This window comes from Exiguobacterium sp. s122 (assembly GCF_018618475.1).
In the GTDB taxonomy this organism is placed as follows: domain Bacteria; phylum Bacillota; class Bacilli; order Exiguobacteriales; family Exiguobacteriaceae; genus Exiguobacterium; species Exiguobacterium himgiriensis.
In genome coordinates, this window is the sequence record NZ_JACSMD010000001.1 from 1,008,348 (window position 1) to 1,023,577 (window position 15,230).

Sequence of the window (15,230 nt, forward strand, 5' to 3'; positions counted from 1 at the left end):
TCTTTCTTTTTTGCTCGTTTAAGACTAGGCAGCACGAATAAAAATTGATAGAGTGATAGTGAAAACGAAATATTTCATTTGAAATTTATTTTTATGTTCGGGATTGGGGGATAATATGGAGAAAGTTACGCTTAAACGTACGCCTTTGTATGACTTAATCGCACCGAAGGCGAAAATGGTGGAGTTTGCGGGGTTTGATATGCCGATTATGTTCTCGTCGTTTAAAGAGGAACATATGGCTGTCCGAGAAAAAGTCGGGATGTTCGACGTCTCGCACATGGGGGAAATTCGGATTGAAGGGCCGGATGCGTTACAAAACGTTCAGCGGCTCGTGACGAATGATGTGTCAAAACTTCAAATCGGTCAGGCTCAATACAATTTGTTTTGTTTGCCTGACGGGGGAGTCGTCGATGACTTGCTCGTCTATCGTCTTGACGAAGATGCGTTTTGGCTCGTCGTCAATGCATCGAATATCGAGAAGGACGTCGCGCACGTCAACACGTACGTCGAAGGGGACGTGACCGTGACGAATGAGTCGGATGCTTACGGGCAGATTGCCATTCAAGGACCGAAAGCAGAGGAAGTGCTAGCAAAATTAACCGACTTGCCGCTCGGCGAGATTAAATTCTTCCGCTTCCTCACCGGGAACGTCGCGGGTGTGACGACAATCGTCTCTCGAAGTGGATATACAGGGGAAGATGGTTTCGAGCTCTATGCGCGTGCAGAACAGATCGGCCAAATTTGGTCGGCACTCGAAACGGAACAAGTGACACCGTGTGGGCTCGGTTCACGCGACACGTTGCGATTTGAGGCGTGTCTCCCGCTATATGGTCATGAACTCGATGAGACGGTCTCACCGTTTGAGGCGAACGTGAACTTTGCGGTCAAACTTGATACAGACTTCATCGGAAAAGACGCCCTCGTGAAACAAAAAGAAGACATTCCACGCCGTTTGATTGGCTTGAGACTACTTGGCCGGGGGATTGCCCGTCAAGGCGCGACAGTTGAGTTTGACGGAGAGACGATTGGCGTCGTCACAACGGGGACGATGCCACCGACCGTGAATGAGTCGATTGCCTGGGCCCGGATCGATCGTCGCTTCGTGGAAGAGACGAATTTCGTCGTCGATGTCCGAGGGAAGAAAATAGAAGCCGAACGCATTCCGACACCATTTTATAAACGTAAATGATACAGGGGGATTCAGAATGAACAGAATGGAATTTCGCTATTTACCGATGACAGAACAAGATGAGCGGGACATGTTGCAGACGATTGGCGTCGATTCGATTGACGACTTGCTCGAAGACATTCCGGCTTCGCTCCGCGAATCCGCGTCACTATCCGCCATCGGGGCACCGTTACCTGAAGTGGACCTCGTTCGTCATATGACGAAACTTGCTGAGAAGAATATGCATACGAAATCGCACCCAAGCTTCCTTGGCGCGGGGATGTACGATCATTTGTCACCGAGTGTCATGAACCATATGCTGCTTCGCTCTGAGTTTTACACGGCATACACGCCGTATCAACCTGAAATCTCACAAGGAGAACTTCAGGCCATGTTCGAGTTTCAGACGATGATCTGTGAACTAACGGGCATGGACGTTGCCAATTCGTCGATGTATGACGGCATCACATCGCTCGCTGAGGCGACGTACCTCGCGAGCGCGCACACGAAGAAGAAACGTGTTGTCGTATCAGGTGCGGTTCACCCTGAAGCGAAAGATGTCATTCGAACGTATGCAGGTGGACCAGGACTTGACGTCGAGGTAACCGAAGTCGTCGATGGATTGACTTCGACCGAACTCGACTTGACGGACGCATCCTGCCTCGTCGTCCAATATCCAAACTTTTACGGACGTGTCGAAGATTTGGCCGCACTCGCGAAAGTCGCGCATGATGCCGGTGCCCTTCTCGTCGTTTCGAGCAACCCGCTCGCTTTAGGTGTGCTCGAATCGCCAGGAGCGCTCGGTGCCGACATCACAGTCGGTGACGCGCAACCGTTCGGGATTCCACAGAGCTTCGGTGGTCCGTCATGCGGTTACTTCGCCGTCAAAAAAGCGCTCATGCGTAAATTACCAGGACGTCTTGTCGGTCAGACGGTCGACGAGGACGGAAAACGAGGATTCGTTTTGACGCTTCAAGCACGTGAACAGCATATCCGCCGCGACAAAGCGACGTCTAACATCTGTTCGAACCAAGCACTAAACGCACTCGCTGCATCGATCACGATGTCGGCACTCGGGAAATATGGGATTCGTGATATGGCAATCCGCAACATGCAGACGGCGCACTATATGAAAGAGTCTCTCAAGGCAGCCGGGTATGCCGTGATTGATGAAGGCCCGATGTTCAACGAGTTCGTCGTCGACTTCGGTGTCGATGCCGACGACGTGTCGCGTCACTTGCTTGACCATGGCATCATCGGCGGGCTACCGCTTGGGACGTATGAATCGGAACGACGCACTCAGATGCTCATCTGTGCGACGGAGCTCCGGACGAAAGAAGAGATTGATGGGTTTATCGAAGTGGTTGGGGGGATGAACTGATGCAACACGAACAAACGCTCATTTTTGAAGTATCACGCGCCGGCCGGACAGGTTACAACCTACCGACACCGACTGTGCCAGAAGTCGATTTAGAATCACTTTTGCCAGCCTCGATGATTCGGACGCAAGTAGCCGAATTACCAGAAGTATCAGAACTTGACGTCGTTCGACACTATACGTCGCTCTCGACGCGGAACCATGGTGTGGATTCCGGTTTTTATCCGCTCGGGTCTTGTACGATGAAATACAACCCGAAAGTGAATGAAGATATGGCGCGTCTTCCTGGGTTCGCTCATATCCATCCGCTCCAACCGATCGAGTCGGTACAAGGCGCGCTTGAGATGATGGTCGACCTTCAAGAGAAACTGGCCGAGATCACGGGAATGGATGAAGTGACGCTCCAACCTGCAGCCGGTGCCCATGGGGAATGGACAGGCCTCATGTTGATTAAAGCGTTCCATCATCATAACGGGGACGTGCAACGGACGAAAGTACTCGTCCCGGACTCTGCGCACGGCACGAACCCGGCTTCGGCTGTCGTCGCCGGATTTGAGACGGTGACGGTCAAGTCGGATGAGCGTGGCCTCGTCGACTTGGATGATTTGAAAGCAAAAGTCGGGGAGGATACGGCTGCTTTAATGCTGACGAACCCGAACACGCTCGGCTTGTTCGAAGCGGACATTCTTGAAATTAGTAAAGTTGTGCACGAGGCAGGCGGTAAATTGTATTATGACGGCGCCAACTCGAACGCGATTCTCGGCATCGCCCGTCCTGGGGACATGGGTTTTGACGTCGTCCACTTGAACTTGCACAAGACGTTCACGGGCCCGCACGGTGGCGGTGGACCAGGATCTGGCCCAGTCGGCGTCAAACGCGACTTGATTCCGTATTTGCCGACACCGATCGTTCGTAAAGCCGATTCTGGTTATACGCTCGACTACGATCGTCCGCAGTCGATCGGCCGGATCAAACCGTTCTACGGAAACTTCGGGATTAACGTCCGGGCGTATAGCTACATCAAAACGATGGGCGCCGAAGGGTTGACGCGCGTATCGCGTGAAGCCGTCTTGAACGCCAACTATATGTTCGCGCGACTAAAAGATGCGTTCGACGTGCCGTACGACACGTATTGCAAGCACGAGTTCGTCTTGTCCGGAAAACGTCAAAAAGCGCTCGGCGTCCGTACGCTCGATATCGCCAAACGCCTGCTCGACTTCGGGTACCATCCGCCGACGATCTACTTCCCGCTCAACGTCGAGGAGTGTATCATGGTCGAGCCGACGGAGACCGAGTCGAAAGAGACGCTTGACGCGTTCTGTGATGCGATGCTTCAAATTGTGAAAGAAGCTGAAGAGAACCCGGAAATCGTCCAGACGGCGCCGCATACGACCGTCGTCAAACGACTTGACGAGACGCTCGCTGCACGGAAACCGGTGTTGAAATATGAGCACCGCCAACCTTCCTCAATCAATTGAACGAAGACAAGGCCCATTCACGTCACGTGAGTGGGCCTTGTGGCATAAAAAGACCGATTCTCTAAGTTGAGAATCGGTACAGTCGGTTAATCTTTTTTAATTTTGCCCTTCCAGTTCTTGAAGCCGCCTTCGAGCATATAGACGTCCGTGAACCCGTTCTTCAACAAGAGCTTCGCCGCTTGATTTGAGCGCGATTTCCCTTGGCAGTACATGAGGACGGGTTGGTCTTTGCGAAGCTCTTTCATCCGTAGCTTCATCTGACCGACCGGGATGTTTCGCGCGCCGATAATATGACCGCCTTTATATTCGTTCGGTTCGCGGACGTCAATCAATTGCCCTTTTCGGAGCGAGGCCCGGAATTCTTCTTGCTTCATCTTTTTCAAACCGCGCGCTGGCATGAAGCGCCAGACGATGTATGCGATGAGTGCACCCCATAGGATGATGACGAGGATTGTTTCGATTCCCATTGCTGTTCTTCCTTTCTCAACTTAAGTTACCACCATTCATTATAAAGAAGATAAGGTCATGAGACAATGATGGACTGACCGATTTCCGCCTCAAGCTTCCGGTTTGCTAGTTGTTACGCTAAAATAGAGATTGGAGAATGGAACTGAAGGGGAGGCTACGCCCATGCCGACACCGAGTATGGAAGATTATTTAGAACGAATCTATTTATTGATGGAGGAGAAAGGGTATGCCCGAGTATCCGACATCGCGGAACATTTAGGGGTACACCCTTCCTCAGTCACAAAGATGGTCCAAAAGCTTGATCGGGAAGGCTATTTGGTATACGAAAAGTATCGTGGCCTCATGTTGACGAACAAAGGTCAAAAGATTGGGAAGCGGCTAGTCGAGCGTCATACGATGTTGGAGTCGTTTCTCCGGCTTATCGGAGCGGACGAAGCGCACGTCTACGAAGACGTGGAAGGCATCGAGCATCATTTGAGCTCGGATACACTTGACTGCATGACAGGATTTGTCGAGTTTTTCGAGGATAAACCTGAACTGATGGAGCAGTTTCATGAGTTCCAACAACAGCGTCGCACACAAGATGAATCGTGAAAGTCAGGCATCGGTCGTCGCACCGGTGCCTTCTTTTAAGATGAAATTCTATTAAAACCGAACATTAAAAACATTGGAAAGAATAATGTATAGTTTTTCGATGATTCTATGTTAGAATGAGGGCTGGATCGAATGAATAGGGGGTGACGGCGTGTCATGCGCCGACGGGATGGATATTCAAATTAAAGGAAAACTGTTTGACGAAAACCAAATTAAGCATCGTGTGAGAGAGCTCGCGGAGCAGATTGAGCGGGATGCCGCGGGGACGCCAATCGTCCTCGTCGCCGTCTTGAAAGGGTCGATGGTGTTTGCGGCCGATTTGATGCGGGAGATGAACGGGAGCGTCCAACTCGACACGGTCGCGGCCTCTTCCTACGGCAAAAAAACGGTATCAAGCGGCAACGTCCAATTACGAAAAGATCTTGACTTGGATGTGGAAGGCAAATATGTCGTCATCATCGAAGATATTATCGATACGGGGCAGACGCTCAAATTTTTGTGCCAGCATATGACGCTGCATCAACCGGGCGAGTTGAAAATTTGTACGCTTCTCGATAAACCGGCCCGTCGACTCGTCAAACTTGACGCGGACTATGTCGGGTTTGAGATTCCGGACGAGTTTGTGATTGGCTACGGGATTGACTACGCCGAACAATATCGCAACTTACCGTATATCGGTTTTGTGGAGACAGAATAAAAAACAGGAGGTGACACGGTGATGTGTCCCTCCTGTTTTACATATTCGCTTTTTTCTTCTTCTTGCCTTTTTTTCCTTCGATGACGGTAAGCGTCGGTCGATCCGTCCGATTCAAGGCAGTCCGTTTCGACAGTTTCGTCACGTTCGAACCGGGCTTTTGTTTCGCTTTTTTCTTCGCGGCCGCGGATGGTTTAACTTGTGGGCTGTTCGGACGTTGCATCCGTTTTTTCGAGGCTTGCGCCGTCTTCCGGTAACGCATGTCTTCAGCAGAGATTTTAGGCGCCATGAACACTCGGTAAATCACATAAAAGATTAACCCGAAAATCCCAATGAAAAGCAACTGTCTGAACAAACGACCGGGATCGGTCGCGAGCATATGCCCGACACCGATGAAACCCAAAATAAATACGATGGTCGCCGCGGTCGAGCCGATTCTTTGTCTGATCATGGCGTTTCCTCCTCTTTAACCCTCTCTCTTAACGGACGGTTGAATGGTTTCGGCGCGTTCCCACGTTTCGAACGCCTCAATGGCGACTTGAATCTGTTCATCGTTCGGCTCCCGTGTCGTCAATAACTGAAGCGACAGCCCAGGCTTGCCGAGAACAGATAAATAGCGATGTTCGCGAAAACGGTTCGTGAATTGAAGAACTTCAAATGAGATGCCGATGACGACCGGCAACAGTGCGATGCGACTGACGAGTCGGACCCAGAGCGGATCGATTGGGACGATCATATAAACACCGATACCGACGAATACGGTGAACAAGATGAAACTTGAACCGCAACGATAGTGTAATCGTGAGCTCGTGCGGACGTTTTCCACCGTAATTGGTCGGCCAGACTCGTAACAATTAATGACTTTATGCTCGGCGCCGTGATATTGGAACACACGCTTGATGAGCGGGGTCAACGAAATCAAATACAAATAGCTGAGCAGTAATATTAATTTTATTCCCCCTTCGAGGAGGTTTTGAATCACATGACCGGACAATGCCGGCACGCTTTGGAACATGGCGGCTAAAAGTGCCGGGGTGACGTTGAAGATGAGCTTCCCGAAAATGTACGAAATGACGCCGACGATGGCGATCATGAGCACCATAAAGATGTTTTGTTTTTTTTCAGGTTTTTCGACTGCATCTTCGCTCGGGTCGACATCGTACCGATCACTCGCGAACGTCATATGGGCGGAGCCGTTCTTTAACGATTCATATAACGCCACGATGCCGCGCAAAAAGGGTACTTTCTTCAGAGATTGGACCCAAGGCACGAGGATACGAGGTTGACTGAACGTCTCGACCGACCCGTCTTTCCGTCGAATCGCCGAAGCGCTCTCGCTCCGTCCTTGAAACATCACGCCTTCAACGAGTGCTTGCCCGCCGACAGGGATGGATGGTTTAGTTGTCATACAGTTTCCTCGATTCTAGCAGTAGTATAGTTGAATTATACCGTGATTCGGTAGAAAAACGAAACCTTAGGTGACTCGATTCACGCACACTGTGTAAATTTGATACAATAGAAGCGACTTGACGAAGGGGGAATGAGGGGTGCGTATTCTTGTGTTGAACGGGCCGAACTTGAATTTGCTAGGGAGACGAGAGCCGGACGTGTACGGTGACGTGTCGTTGAAAGGACTTGCGAGTGAACTGATGCTCGCTGCACCGGACGATGTGGAGCTGACATTCGTCCAATCGAACCATGAAGGCGCATTGCTCGATGCGTTGCATGAAGCGTTCGATTATGAGGGAATCATTTTTAATGCCGGAGCCTATACGCATACGTCCATCGCACTCCGTGATGCCATCGCGGCCATTTCTGCCCCTGTCGTCGAAGTACATATCTCGAACGTGCATGCGCGTGAGTCGTTCCGGCATGAATCGAAACTTGCCGCTGTTTGTCTCGGTGTCATCAGCGGATTCGGCTTGACGAGTTATACGCTCGCGTTGCACGCATTAATCGAACATTGGAGGAATCGACATGATTGAACGCGTCAATAAGTTACAACAGACATTAGCTACAAACGGAATCGACGGACTCCTCGTGACGAAACGCGAGAATATTCGTTACTTGTCTGGATTTACCGGTTCAAGTGGTGTCATCTTGATTACGCCGGCATCGGCAAGTTTTATTACCGATTTCCGGTATACAGAGCAAGCGGCGAGCCAAGTGAAAGGCTATTCGATTGTCGAACTCAAAACGTCGCTCGTTAAATCGGTCGCGGAAATTGTTAGTGGCGAATCTCTGCAACGCCTTGGGATTGAGCAGGACGACATGACGGTCGGTACGTATCGTACGTATGAAAAGGAAGTGACGGCAACGCTCGTCGAGACGTCAGGAATCGTGGAAAAGCTACGCTTGATTAAGGATGAGTCAGAGCTTAAGATAATGAAGGAAGCTGCGGCGATTGCGGATTCGGCTTTCGAGCATATCCAAACGTTCATTCGTCCGGGTCGCACAGAAAAAGAAGTCGCGAACGAACTTGAGATGTTTATGCGCGGTCAAGGCGCCGACTCCTCGTCGTTTGATATGATTGTCGCTTCAGGCTGGCGGTCGGCACTCCCGCACGGTGTGGCGAGTGATAAGGTGATCGAGTCGGGAGAACTCGTCACACTCGATTTCGGTGCCTATTATAAAGGGTACTGCTCGGACATCACTCGGACACTCGCAGTTGGCGCCATCTCAGACGAACTGCGTAACATATACGATACGGTGCTCGAGGCACAGCTCGCAGGCGTAGCCGGGACGAAAGCGGGGATTTCGGGAATCGAGGCGGACGCGTTGACGCGTGACGTCATCAAAGATGCTGGATACGGTGAATATTTCGGCCACTCGACTGGGCATGGACTCGGGATGGAAGTACACGAGGCGCCAGGACTGTCGTTCCGTTCTGAGACGATTCTCGAACCGGGTATGGTCGTCACGATTGAGCCGGGCATTTATATCGCCGGTGTCGGCGGTTGTCGCATCGAGGACGATGTCGTGATCACCGAGGACGGATGTGTTCGCCTCACGCAATCGCCAAAAGAATTAATCACCATCGAAGCGTAAGCTTCATTTGACATTAGGAGGAACTTAACATGGTATCAGTAAACGATTTAAAAACAGGCTTAACGGTCAAAACGTCAGACGGTTCGATTTGGCAAGTCATCGAATTCCAACACGTCAAACCAGGTAAAGGCGCTGCTTTCGTCCGCACGAAGATGCGTAACTTGCGCACAGGCGCAATTCAAGAGACGACATTCCGTGGCGGCGAGCGGATTGAACGCGCGCACATCGAACGGAAACGCATGCAATACCTCTATCCGATGGGCGACACGTATGTCTTCATGGATAACGAGTCTTACGAGCAACTTGAACTCACGAGCGAGCAAGTGAAAGCAGCGCTCCCATATATGCTTGAGAATATGGAAGTGAGCATCGCGGACTACAACGGCGAGATTCTTGGAATCGAACTTCCGACGACGGTCGTCTTGACGATTGTAGAGGCTGACCCAGGCGTCAAAGGGGACACGGCGTCGAACGTGAAGAAAAACGCGACGGTCGAGACGGGCCACATCATCCAAGTGCCACTCTTCATCGAGCCAGGTGAAAAAGTCACGGTCGATACACGAACAGGCGAGTTCACAGGCCGTTATAACGGGTAAAATGAAGTGGGTCTATTCTTCGGAATGGACCCGCTTTTTTGTCATTGCATTCACTGGTCTGACCAGTTATAGTAGAGTAGAGTTTAGTACCAGGTATAAATAGGGGGTATATTCATGCAAATCGATCATATTAAAGAGCTGATGGAATTGCTCGATCAAACGTCAATCCACGAGATGGAACTCGAGACGTCTGACTTTAAATTGTCATTAAAAAAAGAGGCGGCCCCGCAAGTCGTCACACAGGCTGTACAGGCTGCGCCCGTTGCTCCAGTAGCGGCACCGGTCGCATCGAGTGAACCGAATAAAGAGGTGGCGGTCGAAGCCGCACCGACATATAAAACGATCACATCCCCGATGGTCGGTACGTTCTATTCACGTCCGGCACCTGATAAAGACGCGTTTGTGAATGTAGGCGAACGTGTCGAGACGGGACAAGTCGTCTGTATTCTCGAAGCGATGAAGTTGTTCAATGACGTCGAAGCGGAAATCAGTGGCGAAATCGTCGAAGTGCTCGTGGCCGATGGTGATTTGGTCGAATACGGTCAAGCGCTCTTCAGCGTGAAGTGAGGTCGTTATGAAATTACTCATTGCAAACCGTGGTGAAATCGCCGTCCGAATTATTCGGGCAGCGAAAGAGCTGAATATCCCGACCGTCGCCGTCTTTTCTGAGGCCGACCGGGAAGCGCTCCATGTCAAACTCGCGGATGAGGCGTATTGTATCGGACCGAACGCATCAAAAGATTCGTATTTAAACATCCCGAATATTCTTTCGGTCGCTTGTGCAGTCGACGCGACGATGATTCATCCAGGATACGGCTTCTTGGCCGAAAATGCTGAGTTTGCGGAGATGAGCGAGGCGTGTGGCATCCAGTTCGTCGGACCGAGTAGCTATGCGATTCGAAAGATGGGAATCAAGGATGAGGCGAAGCGCACGATGATTGAGTCGGGCGTTCCGGTCGTCCCAGGTTCAAGTGGCGTCGTCACCGACGAGGAAGCCATCGAGCTCGCCCGCGAAATCGGCTATCCGGTCATCATCAAAGCGACGGCCGGTGGTGGCGGACGCGGCATTCGTGTTGCCTTCGATGAGCCGGAACTCATTAAAGGACTTAGCGCGACGCGTAAAGAAGCGAAGCAGGCGTTCGGGAACGGGGACGTCTATTTAGAGAAGTATATCGAGTCGTTCCGCCACGTCGAAGTCCAGGTGCTCGCCGACCAGTATGGCAACGTCATCCATCTCGGGGAACGCGATTGCACGATTCAACGTCGGATGCAAAAATTAGTCGAGGAAGCACCGTCTCCAGCGATTGACGAAGCGACAAGACGTGCGATGGGCGATGCGGCCGTTAAAGCGGCGAAGGCAATCCGCTATTCGGGTGCCGGGACGATCGAGTTCATTTACGTCCCGGAAGTGAACGAGTTTTACTTCATGGAAATGAATACGCGGATTCAAGTCGAGCATCCGGTGACCGAGATGATCACCGGTTTTGACCTCGTCCAAGCTCAACTCGAAGTGGCTCTCGGCCATCCGCTCGCGATCACTCAAGAAGACATCGTCTTCTCTGGCCACTCGATTGAGTGTCGAATCAACGCCGAGGACCCGTTCTCAGACTTCCGTCCGATGGCTGGGAAGATTGATCAGTACATCATCCCGGGAGGCATGGGCGTTCGAGTGGACAGTGGACTCTATGCCGGAGCGGTCATCCCGCCATTTTACGATTCGATGGTGGCGAAGCTCATCGTCCACGCGCCGACGCGCGATGAGGCGATTGCAAAAATGCTTCGTGCCCTCGATGAATTTACGGTAGCGGGCATCCATACGACGATTCCGTTCCATCAGCAGGTGATGGCGCACGAACGATTCAAAAATGGTTCATTCGATACAAAATTCGTCGAAAAAGAAATGACGCTATCGAAATGACGATCTTCAGGAAGCCCGAACATTATTTCGGGCTTCCTTGTTTTTTGTACTGAATTTATGAGTGCTTTATGCTAAACTAACTCAATGAAAGCAAGCAAAAGGAGAGTATCTGAATGAAACGTCACGAAGCACGCGAAAAAGCGATTCAAACGCTTTTTCAAATTGAAGTATCGAAACTTGAGGTAGAAGATGCGATTGAGTTCGCACTCGACGGGACAGAGTCTGACCCGTTTTATGAGCAACTTGTCACAGAGACGCTCGAGAAACAAGAAGAAATCGACGCATTACTCGTTGAGAACTTGAAGAATTGGCGACTTGATCGACTCGGAAACGTTGAGCGGACGATTCTCCGCATGGCTGCGTACGAGTTGCTATACGTCGAGACGATTCCGGAAAGTGTCACAATCAATGAGGCGGTCGAACTCGCCAAATCGTTTTCGGACGAGGAAGCATCGAAGCTCGTGAACGGCGTGCTCGGCAACATCATTAAAGCGTAACGTAAATAAAGAGAAGACACCACACCAACTACAGAGAAACCTAACATAACGGGGGATGAGAGAGATGGCAGTAGTGATCGACGGGAAACAAATCGCAACATCATATCGGGAGACGTTAACAGAACGCGTTTCGGCGCTTCGCGAACGAGGCATCGTGCCGAAACTGAAAGTCATACTCATCGGGGACGACCCGGCGAGTCATAGTTATGTACGTGGAAAAGAGCGCGCAGCGGCCGAGATTGGGATTGACTCGCAAGTACTTCGATTCGATGCATCCATTTCAGAGCGAGAATTGCTCGAACTGATTGATTCGATGAATGCCGATGCGGATTTGCACGGGATTCTCGTGCAACTGCCCCTTCCGGCACATATTGATGAAAATCGTGTCATCATGCGCATCTCACCAGACAAAGATGTCGACGGCTTCCATCCGGAAAACGTGGGCAAGATGATGCTCGGGCTCGAGACGTTGCTTCCGTGCACGCCGCACGGGATTCTCCATCTCGCGAAAATGCAGACGGACCTCGTCGGCAAACACGTCGTCGTCATCGGCCGGAGTCAAATCGTTGGCAAGCCGGTCGGGATGTTGTTCTTGAACGAGTCGGCGACGGTGACATACTGTCATTCGAAGACGAAAGACCTCCCTGCGATGACGCGTCAAGCGGACATATTGATTGTTGCCGTCGGTCGAGCCGGGCTCGTCACGAAAGAGATGGTGAAACCGGGAGCTGTCGTCATCGATGTCGGGGTCAACCGTGTCGAGAACCGTCTCGTCGGGGACGTGGACTATGAACACGTCAAAGACGTCGCTAGTGCCATCACACCTGTACCTGGTGGTGTCGGCCCGATGACGATTACGATGCTCATGCACAACACCGTCGAGGTCGCGTCTCGTGGCTAATCCACTCCCCGTATCCGAAGTCGTCCGTTATGTGAAACGTCAACTCGACGGGGACCCGGTATTGCAACACGTCGCCGTCATCGGTGAAATCTCGAACTTTAAACGCTACGCCTCAGGTCATTGCTATTTCACGTTAAAAGACGAGTCGTCGCGTATGAAGGCGGTCATGTTCGCCCGGGATGCGAACATGCTCACGTTCGACCCGACGGACGGGATGAACGTCATCGTCGTCGCACGTGTGACGATGTACGAGTCGACCGGCGACGTCCAGTTATACGTCGAATTGATGCGCCAAGACGGAGTGGGCCAACTGTATGAACGCTTTGAGGCGAGAAAACGCGAACTCGAGGCAAAAGGCTGGTTCAATGACGACCGGAAGCGTCCCCTCCCTCTTTTCCCAGAGCGAATCGGCATCGTGACGTCGCCAAAAGGGGCGGCGCTACATGATATCGCGACGACGCTCAGACGTCGGGCACCACACGTGGCGATCACGTTCGCTCCGGTCGCTGTCCAAGGTGCGACGTCGGCCCCACAAGTGGCGAACGCGATTCGGTGGATGAATGAGCGGACGGATTGCGACGTCTTGATTGTCGGTCGCGGCGGTGGCTCGATTGAGGAGTTGTGGGCGTTCAATGAAGATGAGGTCGTTGAGGCAATCGTTGCATCCGACATCCCGATCATCTCCGCGGTTGGCCATGAGACGGACTTCACGTTAGCTGATTTCGTAGCGGACGTCCGAGCAGCGACGCCTACGGCCGCAGCAGAGCTCGCGACGGCGACAATTGAGGCACAGCGAAAAGATGTGGAACGACTCAGTGTTCAGCTCCATCGTGTCGTCACGATGCAAGTAGCATCGTTCCGTGAACGCGTGGAACGCATGCAACAAAGTTATGGGCTGAAGTCTCCGCGATATACGATTCTTCAAAAACGGGAACGTTTTTCGCAAGCGGAGATCCGTCTCGAGCAAGGGGTCGTGAAACACGTGACGTCGGCTCGGCATCAACTCGTCCGTTCGAGTCAACGTTTAGATGTCCGCAACTTGCAACACGTGTTTCGGACGCAACAAGACCGCTTCGGTCAATTTGATGAGCGGCTCGCGCGACTCCAGCCTCTCGAGCGTCCGACTGACCAGTTCGTGCGCTTAGCAGGAAGACTCGCATCCGTCAGCCCGCTCGCTGTCTTGGCACGAGGTTATACGCTCGTCGAACAAGGCGGTTCTTACGTAAAAGATGTCAAACAACTACATGACGGTCTTGTGACGATCCAATTTCGAGATGGTCACGCCGTCGCGGAAGTGAAGGAGAGACATGATGGCGAAGAAACAAGAAGATCAGACGTTTGAGACGGCGTTAGCCCGTCTAGAAGAGATTGTGGCGAAGCTTGAAGCAGGAGAGGTCGCGCTTGAAGAGGCGATGACGCTCTACGAGGAAGGCGTGCGCCTGTCTGCCTTCTGCCAGGCGAAACTTGCCGCTGCCGAGAAGAAGATGGACGAGATTCTCGAACTCGACGGGACGCTCCGTGAGAAAGGCGGCCCGGCATGAATTCGTTACAATCCTGGAAGCATGAAGTCGAGCGGTCGCTCGAGGTGTTCAATGAACGCGACGCAATACCGAACCGACTTCACGATGCGATGATGTATTCGCTCGAGGCGGGCGGGAAGCGGATTCGCCCAGCCCTTGTCTATGCGGTTTTGGAGACGTATGACTGTCCGCTTGCGCGTGGCGCGGAAGTGGCCGCCGCACTCGAAATGGTTCATACATACTCCCTCATCCATGACGATTTGCCGGCAATGGACGATGACGACGTCCGTCGGGGGCGTCCGACGAACCATCGACAGTTCGATGAGGCGACGGCGATTTTAGCCGGTGATGCCTTATTGACCGACGCATTTCGAATCCTCGCCGAAACGAAACTTGAAGCGCATAAAGTGGTCGAATTGATCGCCTTGTTCAGTAGTGCGGCCGGTAGCCGCGGGATGGTCGGCGGACAGCTTGATGACATGCTCGCTGAGAAGCGCGCCGATGTTTCGCTTGAGACGTTACAATCGATTCATGAACGGAAGACGGGCGCGCTACTCGTCTATGCGCTCGAGGCGGGTGCCATCTTAGCCGACGTCACACCAGCTGACCGCGCGGCATTGAAGGCGTTCGGTCGACATCTCGGAATTGCGTTCCAAATCCAAGATGATATTTTAGACGTCGAAGGCGATGAGGCTGTCATCGGAAAACGAGTCGGGTCGGATGAACAGAACGACAAGACGACGTATCCAAAGCTGCTCGGTCTTGAAGGGGCGAAACACGCACTCTCGAGAGAGGTCGAATGGGCCGAGTCGGAACTGAGTTCGCTCTCGGTTGAGGCGCCGCTCTTACAGGCGATGCTCGACTTTATCGTTAAACGGAATCATTGACAGTGGTGACACGATAGCACATCGTGTCACCTTTGTTTTTGTGAATGTATGGCATCCTTGGACACATTCTTGTAAAATGTAAG

The 15,230-nt window shown here is 52.0% G+C and carries 18 protein-coding genes; 15 read left to right on the forward strand and 3 right to left on the reverse strand.

The features are described 5' to 3' along the window. The first annotated feature begins 115 nt into the window (after window positions 1-115). Genes gcvT through gcvPB form a run of 3 tightly spaced genes read left to right on the forward strand, consistent with a single transcriptional unit; the run spans window position 116 to window position 4,024 of the window. A complete protein-coding gene (gene gcvT / locus KNP92_RS05115) occupies window positions 116-1,189 on the forward strand; it encodes a glycine cleavage system aminomethyltransferase GcvT (RefSeq protein ID WP_214838174.1) in 1,074 nt (357 codons plus the stop codon). Window positions 1,190-1,214: 25 nt separating this feature from the next. After that, on the forward strand, window positions 1,215-2,549 hold the full coding sequence (gene gcvPA, locus KNP92_RS05120; RefSeq protein ID WP_214840213.1) for an aminomethyl-transferring glycine dehydrogenase subunit GcvPA: 1,335 nt from the start codon (window positions 1,215-1,217) through the stop codon (window positions 2,547-2,549). Continuing rightward, window positions 2,549-4,024 (forward strand): aminomethyl-transferring glycine dehydrogenase subunit GcvPB, encoded by a 1,476-nt coding sequence (gcvPB, locus tag KNP92_RS05125; protein WP_214838177.1) that lies wholly within the window; start codon window positions 2,549-2,551, stop codon window positions 4,022-4,024. Before gcvPA ends, gcvPB begins: the two co-directional genes overlap by 1 nt. Before the next feature lie 86 nt (window positions 4,025-4,110). Here gcvPB and KNP92_RS05130 read toward each other — a convergent pair whose 3' ends face one another. Next, complete coding sequence (locus KNP92_RS05130) at window positions 4,111-4,491, reverse strand: rhodanese-like domain-containing protein (RefSeq protein ID WP_214838180.1); 381 nt, start codon at window positions 4,489-4,491, stop codon at window positions 4,111-4,113. Window positions 4,492-4,654: 163 nt separating this feature from the next. On the opposite strand from KNP92_RS05130, the gene mntR reads away from it, so the two are divergent. Both mntR and hpt read left to right on the forward strand, forming a co-directional pair. Continuing rightward, window positions 4,655-5,086, forward strand: a complete 432-nt coding sequence (gene mntR, locus KNP92_RS05135) for a transcriptional regulator MntR (RefSeq protein WP_214838184.1) — start codon at window positions 4,655-4,657, stop codon at window positions 5,084-5,086. Between the two features lie 169 nt (window positions 5,087-5,255). After that, a complete protein-coding gene (hpt, locus tag KNP92_RS05140; RefSeq protein ID WP_214840215.1) occupies window positions 5,256-5,783 on the forward strand; it encodes a hypoxanthine phosphoribosyltransferase in 528 nt (175 codons plus the stop codon). Window positions 5,784-5,820: 37 nt separating this feature from the next. Here the strand turns inward: hpt and KNP92_RS05145 are convergent, their stop codons facing one another. Beyond that, the gene (locus KNP92_RS05145) at window positions 5,821-6,231 is read right to left on the reverse strand and encodes an SA1362 family protein (protein ID WP_214838186.1); all 411 of its coding nucleotides are present in this window, start codon (window positions 6,229-6,231) and stop codon (window positions 5,821-5,823) included. Between the two features lie 15 nt (window positions 6,232-6,246). Then, on the reverse strand, window positions 6,247-7,188 hold the full coding sequence (locus tag KNP92_RS05150; protein ID WP_214838189.1) for a DUF1385 domain-containing protein: 942 nt from the start codon (window positions 7,186-7,188) through the stop codon (window positions 6,247-6,249). 139 nt (window positions 7,189-7,327) lie between these two features. On the opposite strand from KNP92_RS05150, the gene aroQ reads away from it, so the two are divergent. From aroQ to KNP92_RS05200, 10 genes are all read left to right on the forward strand, one after another. Further along, a complete protein-coding gene (aroQ, locus tag KNP92_RS05155) occupies window positions 7,328-7,765 on the forward strand; it encodes a type II 3-dehydroquinate dehydratase (RefSeq protein WP_214838192.1) in 438 nt (145 codons plus the stop codon). After that, window positions 7,761-8,828, forward strand: a complete 1,068-nt coding sequence (locus KNP92_RS05160) for a M24 family metallopeptidase (RefSeq protein WP_312846229.1) — start codon at window positions 7,761-7,763, stop codon at window positions 8,826-8,828. The genes aroQ and KNP92_RS05160 overlap by 5 nt, the downstream gene beginning before the upstream one ends. Window positions 8,829-8,857: 29 nt before the next feature. Then, window positions 8,858-9,424: an elongation factor P gene (gene efp / locus KNP92_RS05165; RefSeq protein WP_024371514.1), complete on the forward strand. Its 567-nt coding sequence runs from the start codon at window positions 8,858-8,860 to the stop codon at window positions 9,422-9,424. 114 nt (window positions 9,425-9,538) lie between these two features. Continuing rightward, entirely contained in the window at window positions 9,539-9,991 is a 453-nt protein-coding gene (gene accB / locus KNP92_RS05170) for an acetyl-CoA carboxylase biotin carboxyl carrier protein (RefSeq protein WP_214838198.1), read from the forward strand. A gap of 7 nt (window positions 9,992-9,998) precedes the next feature. Beyond that, complete coding sequence (gene accC, locus KNP92_RS05175) at window positions 9,999-11,342, forward strand: acetyl-CoA carboxylase biotin carboxylase subunit (protein WP_214838201.1); 1,344 nt, start codon at window positions 9,999-10,001, stop codon at window positions 11,340-11,342. Window positions 11,343-11,455: 113 nt separating this feature from the next. Continuing rightward, window positions 11,456-11,839, forward strand: coding sequence for a transcription antitermination factor NusB (nusB, locus tag KNP92_RS05180; RefSeq protein ID WP_214838204.1), 384 nt, complete (start codon window positions 11,456-11,458; stop codon window positions 11,837-11,839). 64 nt (window positions 11,840-11,903) lie between these two features. Then, entirely contained in the window at window positions 11,904-12,740 is an 837-nt protein-coding gene (gene folD, locus KNP92_RS05185) for a bifunctional methylenetetrahydrofolate dehydrogenase/methenyltetrahydrofolate cyclohydrolase FolD (RefSeq protein ID WP_214838207.1), read from the forward strand. Next, window positions 12,733-14,082, forward strand: coding sequence for an exodeoxyribonuclease VII large subunit (xseA, locus tag KNP92_RS05190; protein ID WP_214838223.1), 1,350 nt, complete (start codon window positions 12,733-12,735; stop codon window positions 14,080-14,082). Before folD ends, xseA begins: the two co-directional genes overlap by 8 nt. Beyond that, complete coding sequence (gene xseB / locus KNP92_RS05195; protein ID WP_214838226.1) at window positions 14,051-14,281, forward strand: exodeoxyribonuclease VII small subunit; 231 nt, start codon at window positions 14,051-14,053, stop codon at window positions 14,279-14,281. The genes xseA and xseB overlap by 32 nt, the downstream gene beginning before the upstream one ends. Next, window positions 14,278-15,147 carry a polyprenyl synthetase family protein gene (locus tag KNP92_RS05200; RefSeq protein ID WP_214838229.1) on the forward strand — a complete coding sequence of 290 codons (870 nt, stop codon included), beginning with the start codon at window positions 14,278-14,280 and terminating at the stop codon, window positions 15,145-15,147. Before xseB ends, KNP92_RS05200 begins: the two co-directional genes overlap by 4 nt. The last annotated feature ends 83 nt before the right edge of the window (window positions 15,148-15,230 follow it).

What these genes read in the sequence shown, in the direction of transcription:
- KNP92_RS05150 (WP_214838189.1), bottom strand. Translation starts at nt 7,188, where the DNA reads ATGACAACTAAACCATCCATCCCTGTCGGCGGGCAAGCACTCGTTGAA.
- KNP92_RS05145 (WP_214838186.1), bottom strand. Translation starts at nt 6,231, where the DNA reads ATGATCAGACAAAGAATCGGCTCGACCGCGGCGACCATCGTATTTATT.
- KNP92_RS05200 (WP_214838229.1), top strand. Translation starts at nt 14,278, where the DNA reads ATGAATTCGTTACAATCCTGGAAGCATGAAGTCGAGCGGTCGCTCGAG.
- hpt (WP_214840215.1), top strand. Translation starts at nt 5,256, where the DNA reads ATGGATATTCAAATTAAAGGAAAACTGTTTGACGAAAACCAAATTAAG.
- accC (WP_214838201.1), top strand. Translation starts at nt 9,999, where the DNA reads ATGAAATTACTCATTGCAAACCGTGGTGAAATCGCCGTCCGAATTATT.
- folD (WP_214838207.1), top strand. Translation starts at nt 11,904, where the DNA reads ATGGCAGTAGTGATCGACGGGAAACAAATCGCAACATCATATCGGGAG.
- accB (WP_214838198.1), top strand. Translation starts at nt 9,539, where the DNA reads ATGCAAATCGATCATATTAAAGAGCTGATGGAATTGCTCGATCAAACG.
- xseB (WP_214838226.1), top strand. Translation starts at nt 14,051, where the DNA reads ATGGCGAAGAAACAAGAAGATCAGACGTTTGAGACGGCGTTAGCCCGT.
- mntR (WP_214838184.1), top strand. Translation starts at nt 4,655, where the DNA reads ATGCCGACACCGAGTATGGAAGATTATTTAGAACGAATCTATTTATTG.
- efp (WP_024371514.1), top strand. Translation starts at nt 8,858, where the DNA reads ATGGTATCAGTAAACGATTTAAAAACAGGCTTAACGGTCAAAACGTCA.
- nusB (WP_214838204.1), top strand. Translation starts at nt 11,456, where the DNA reads ATGAAACGTCACGAAGCACGCGAAAAAGCGATTCAAACGCTTTTTCAA.
- gcvT (WP_214838174.1), top strand. Translation starts at nt 116, where the DNA reads ATGGAGAAAGTTACGCTTAAACGTACGCCTTTGTATGACTTAATCGCA.
- gcvPB (WP_214838177.1), top strand. Translation starts at nt 2,549, where the DNA reads ATGCAACACGAACAAACGCTCATTTTTGAAGTATCACGCGCCGGCCGG.
- KNP92_RS05130 (WP_214838180.1), bottom strand. Translation starts at nt 4,491, where the DNA reads ATGGGAATCGAAACAATCCTCGTCATCATCCTATGGGGTGCACTCATC.
- gcvPA (WP_214840213.1), top strand. Translation starts at nt 1,215, where the DNA reads ATGGAATTTCGCTATTTACCGATGACAGAACAAGATGAGCGGGACATG.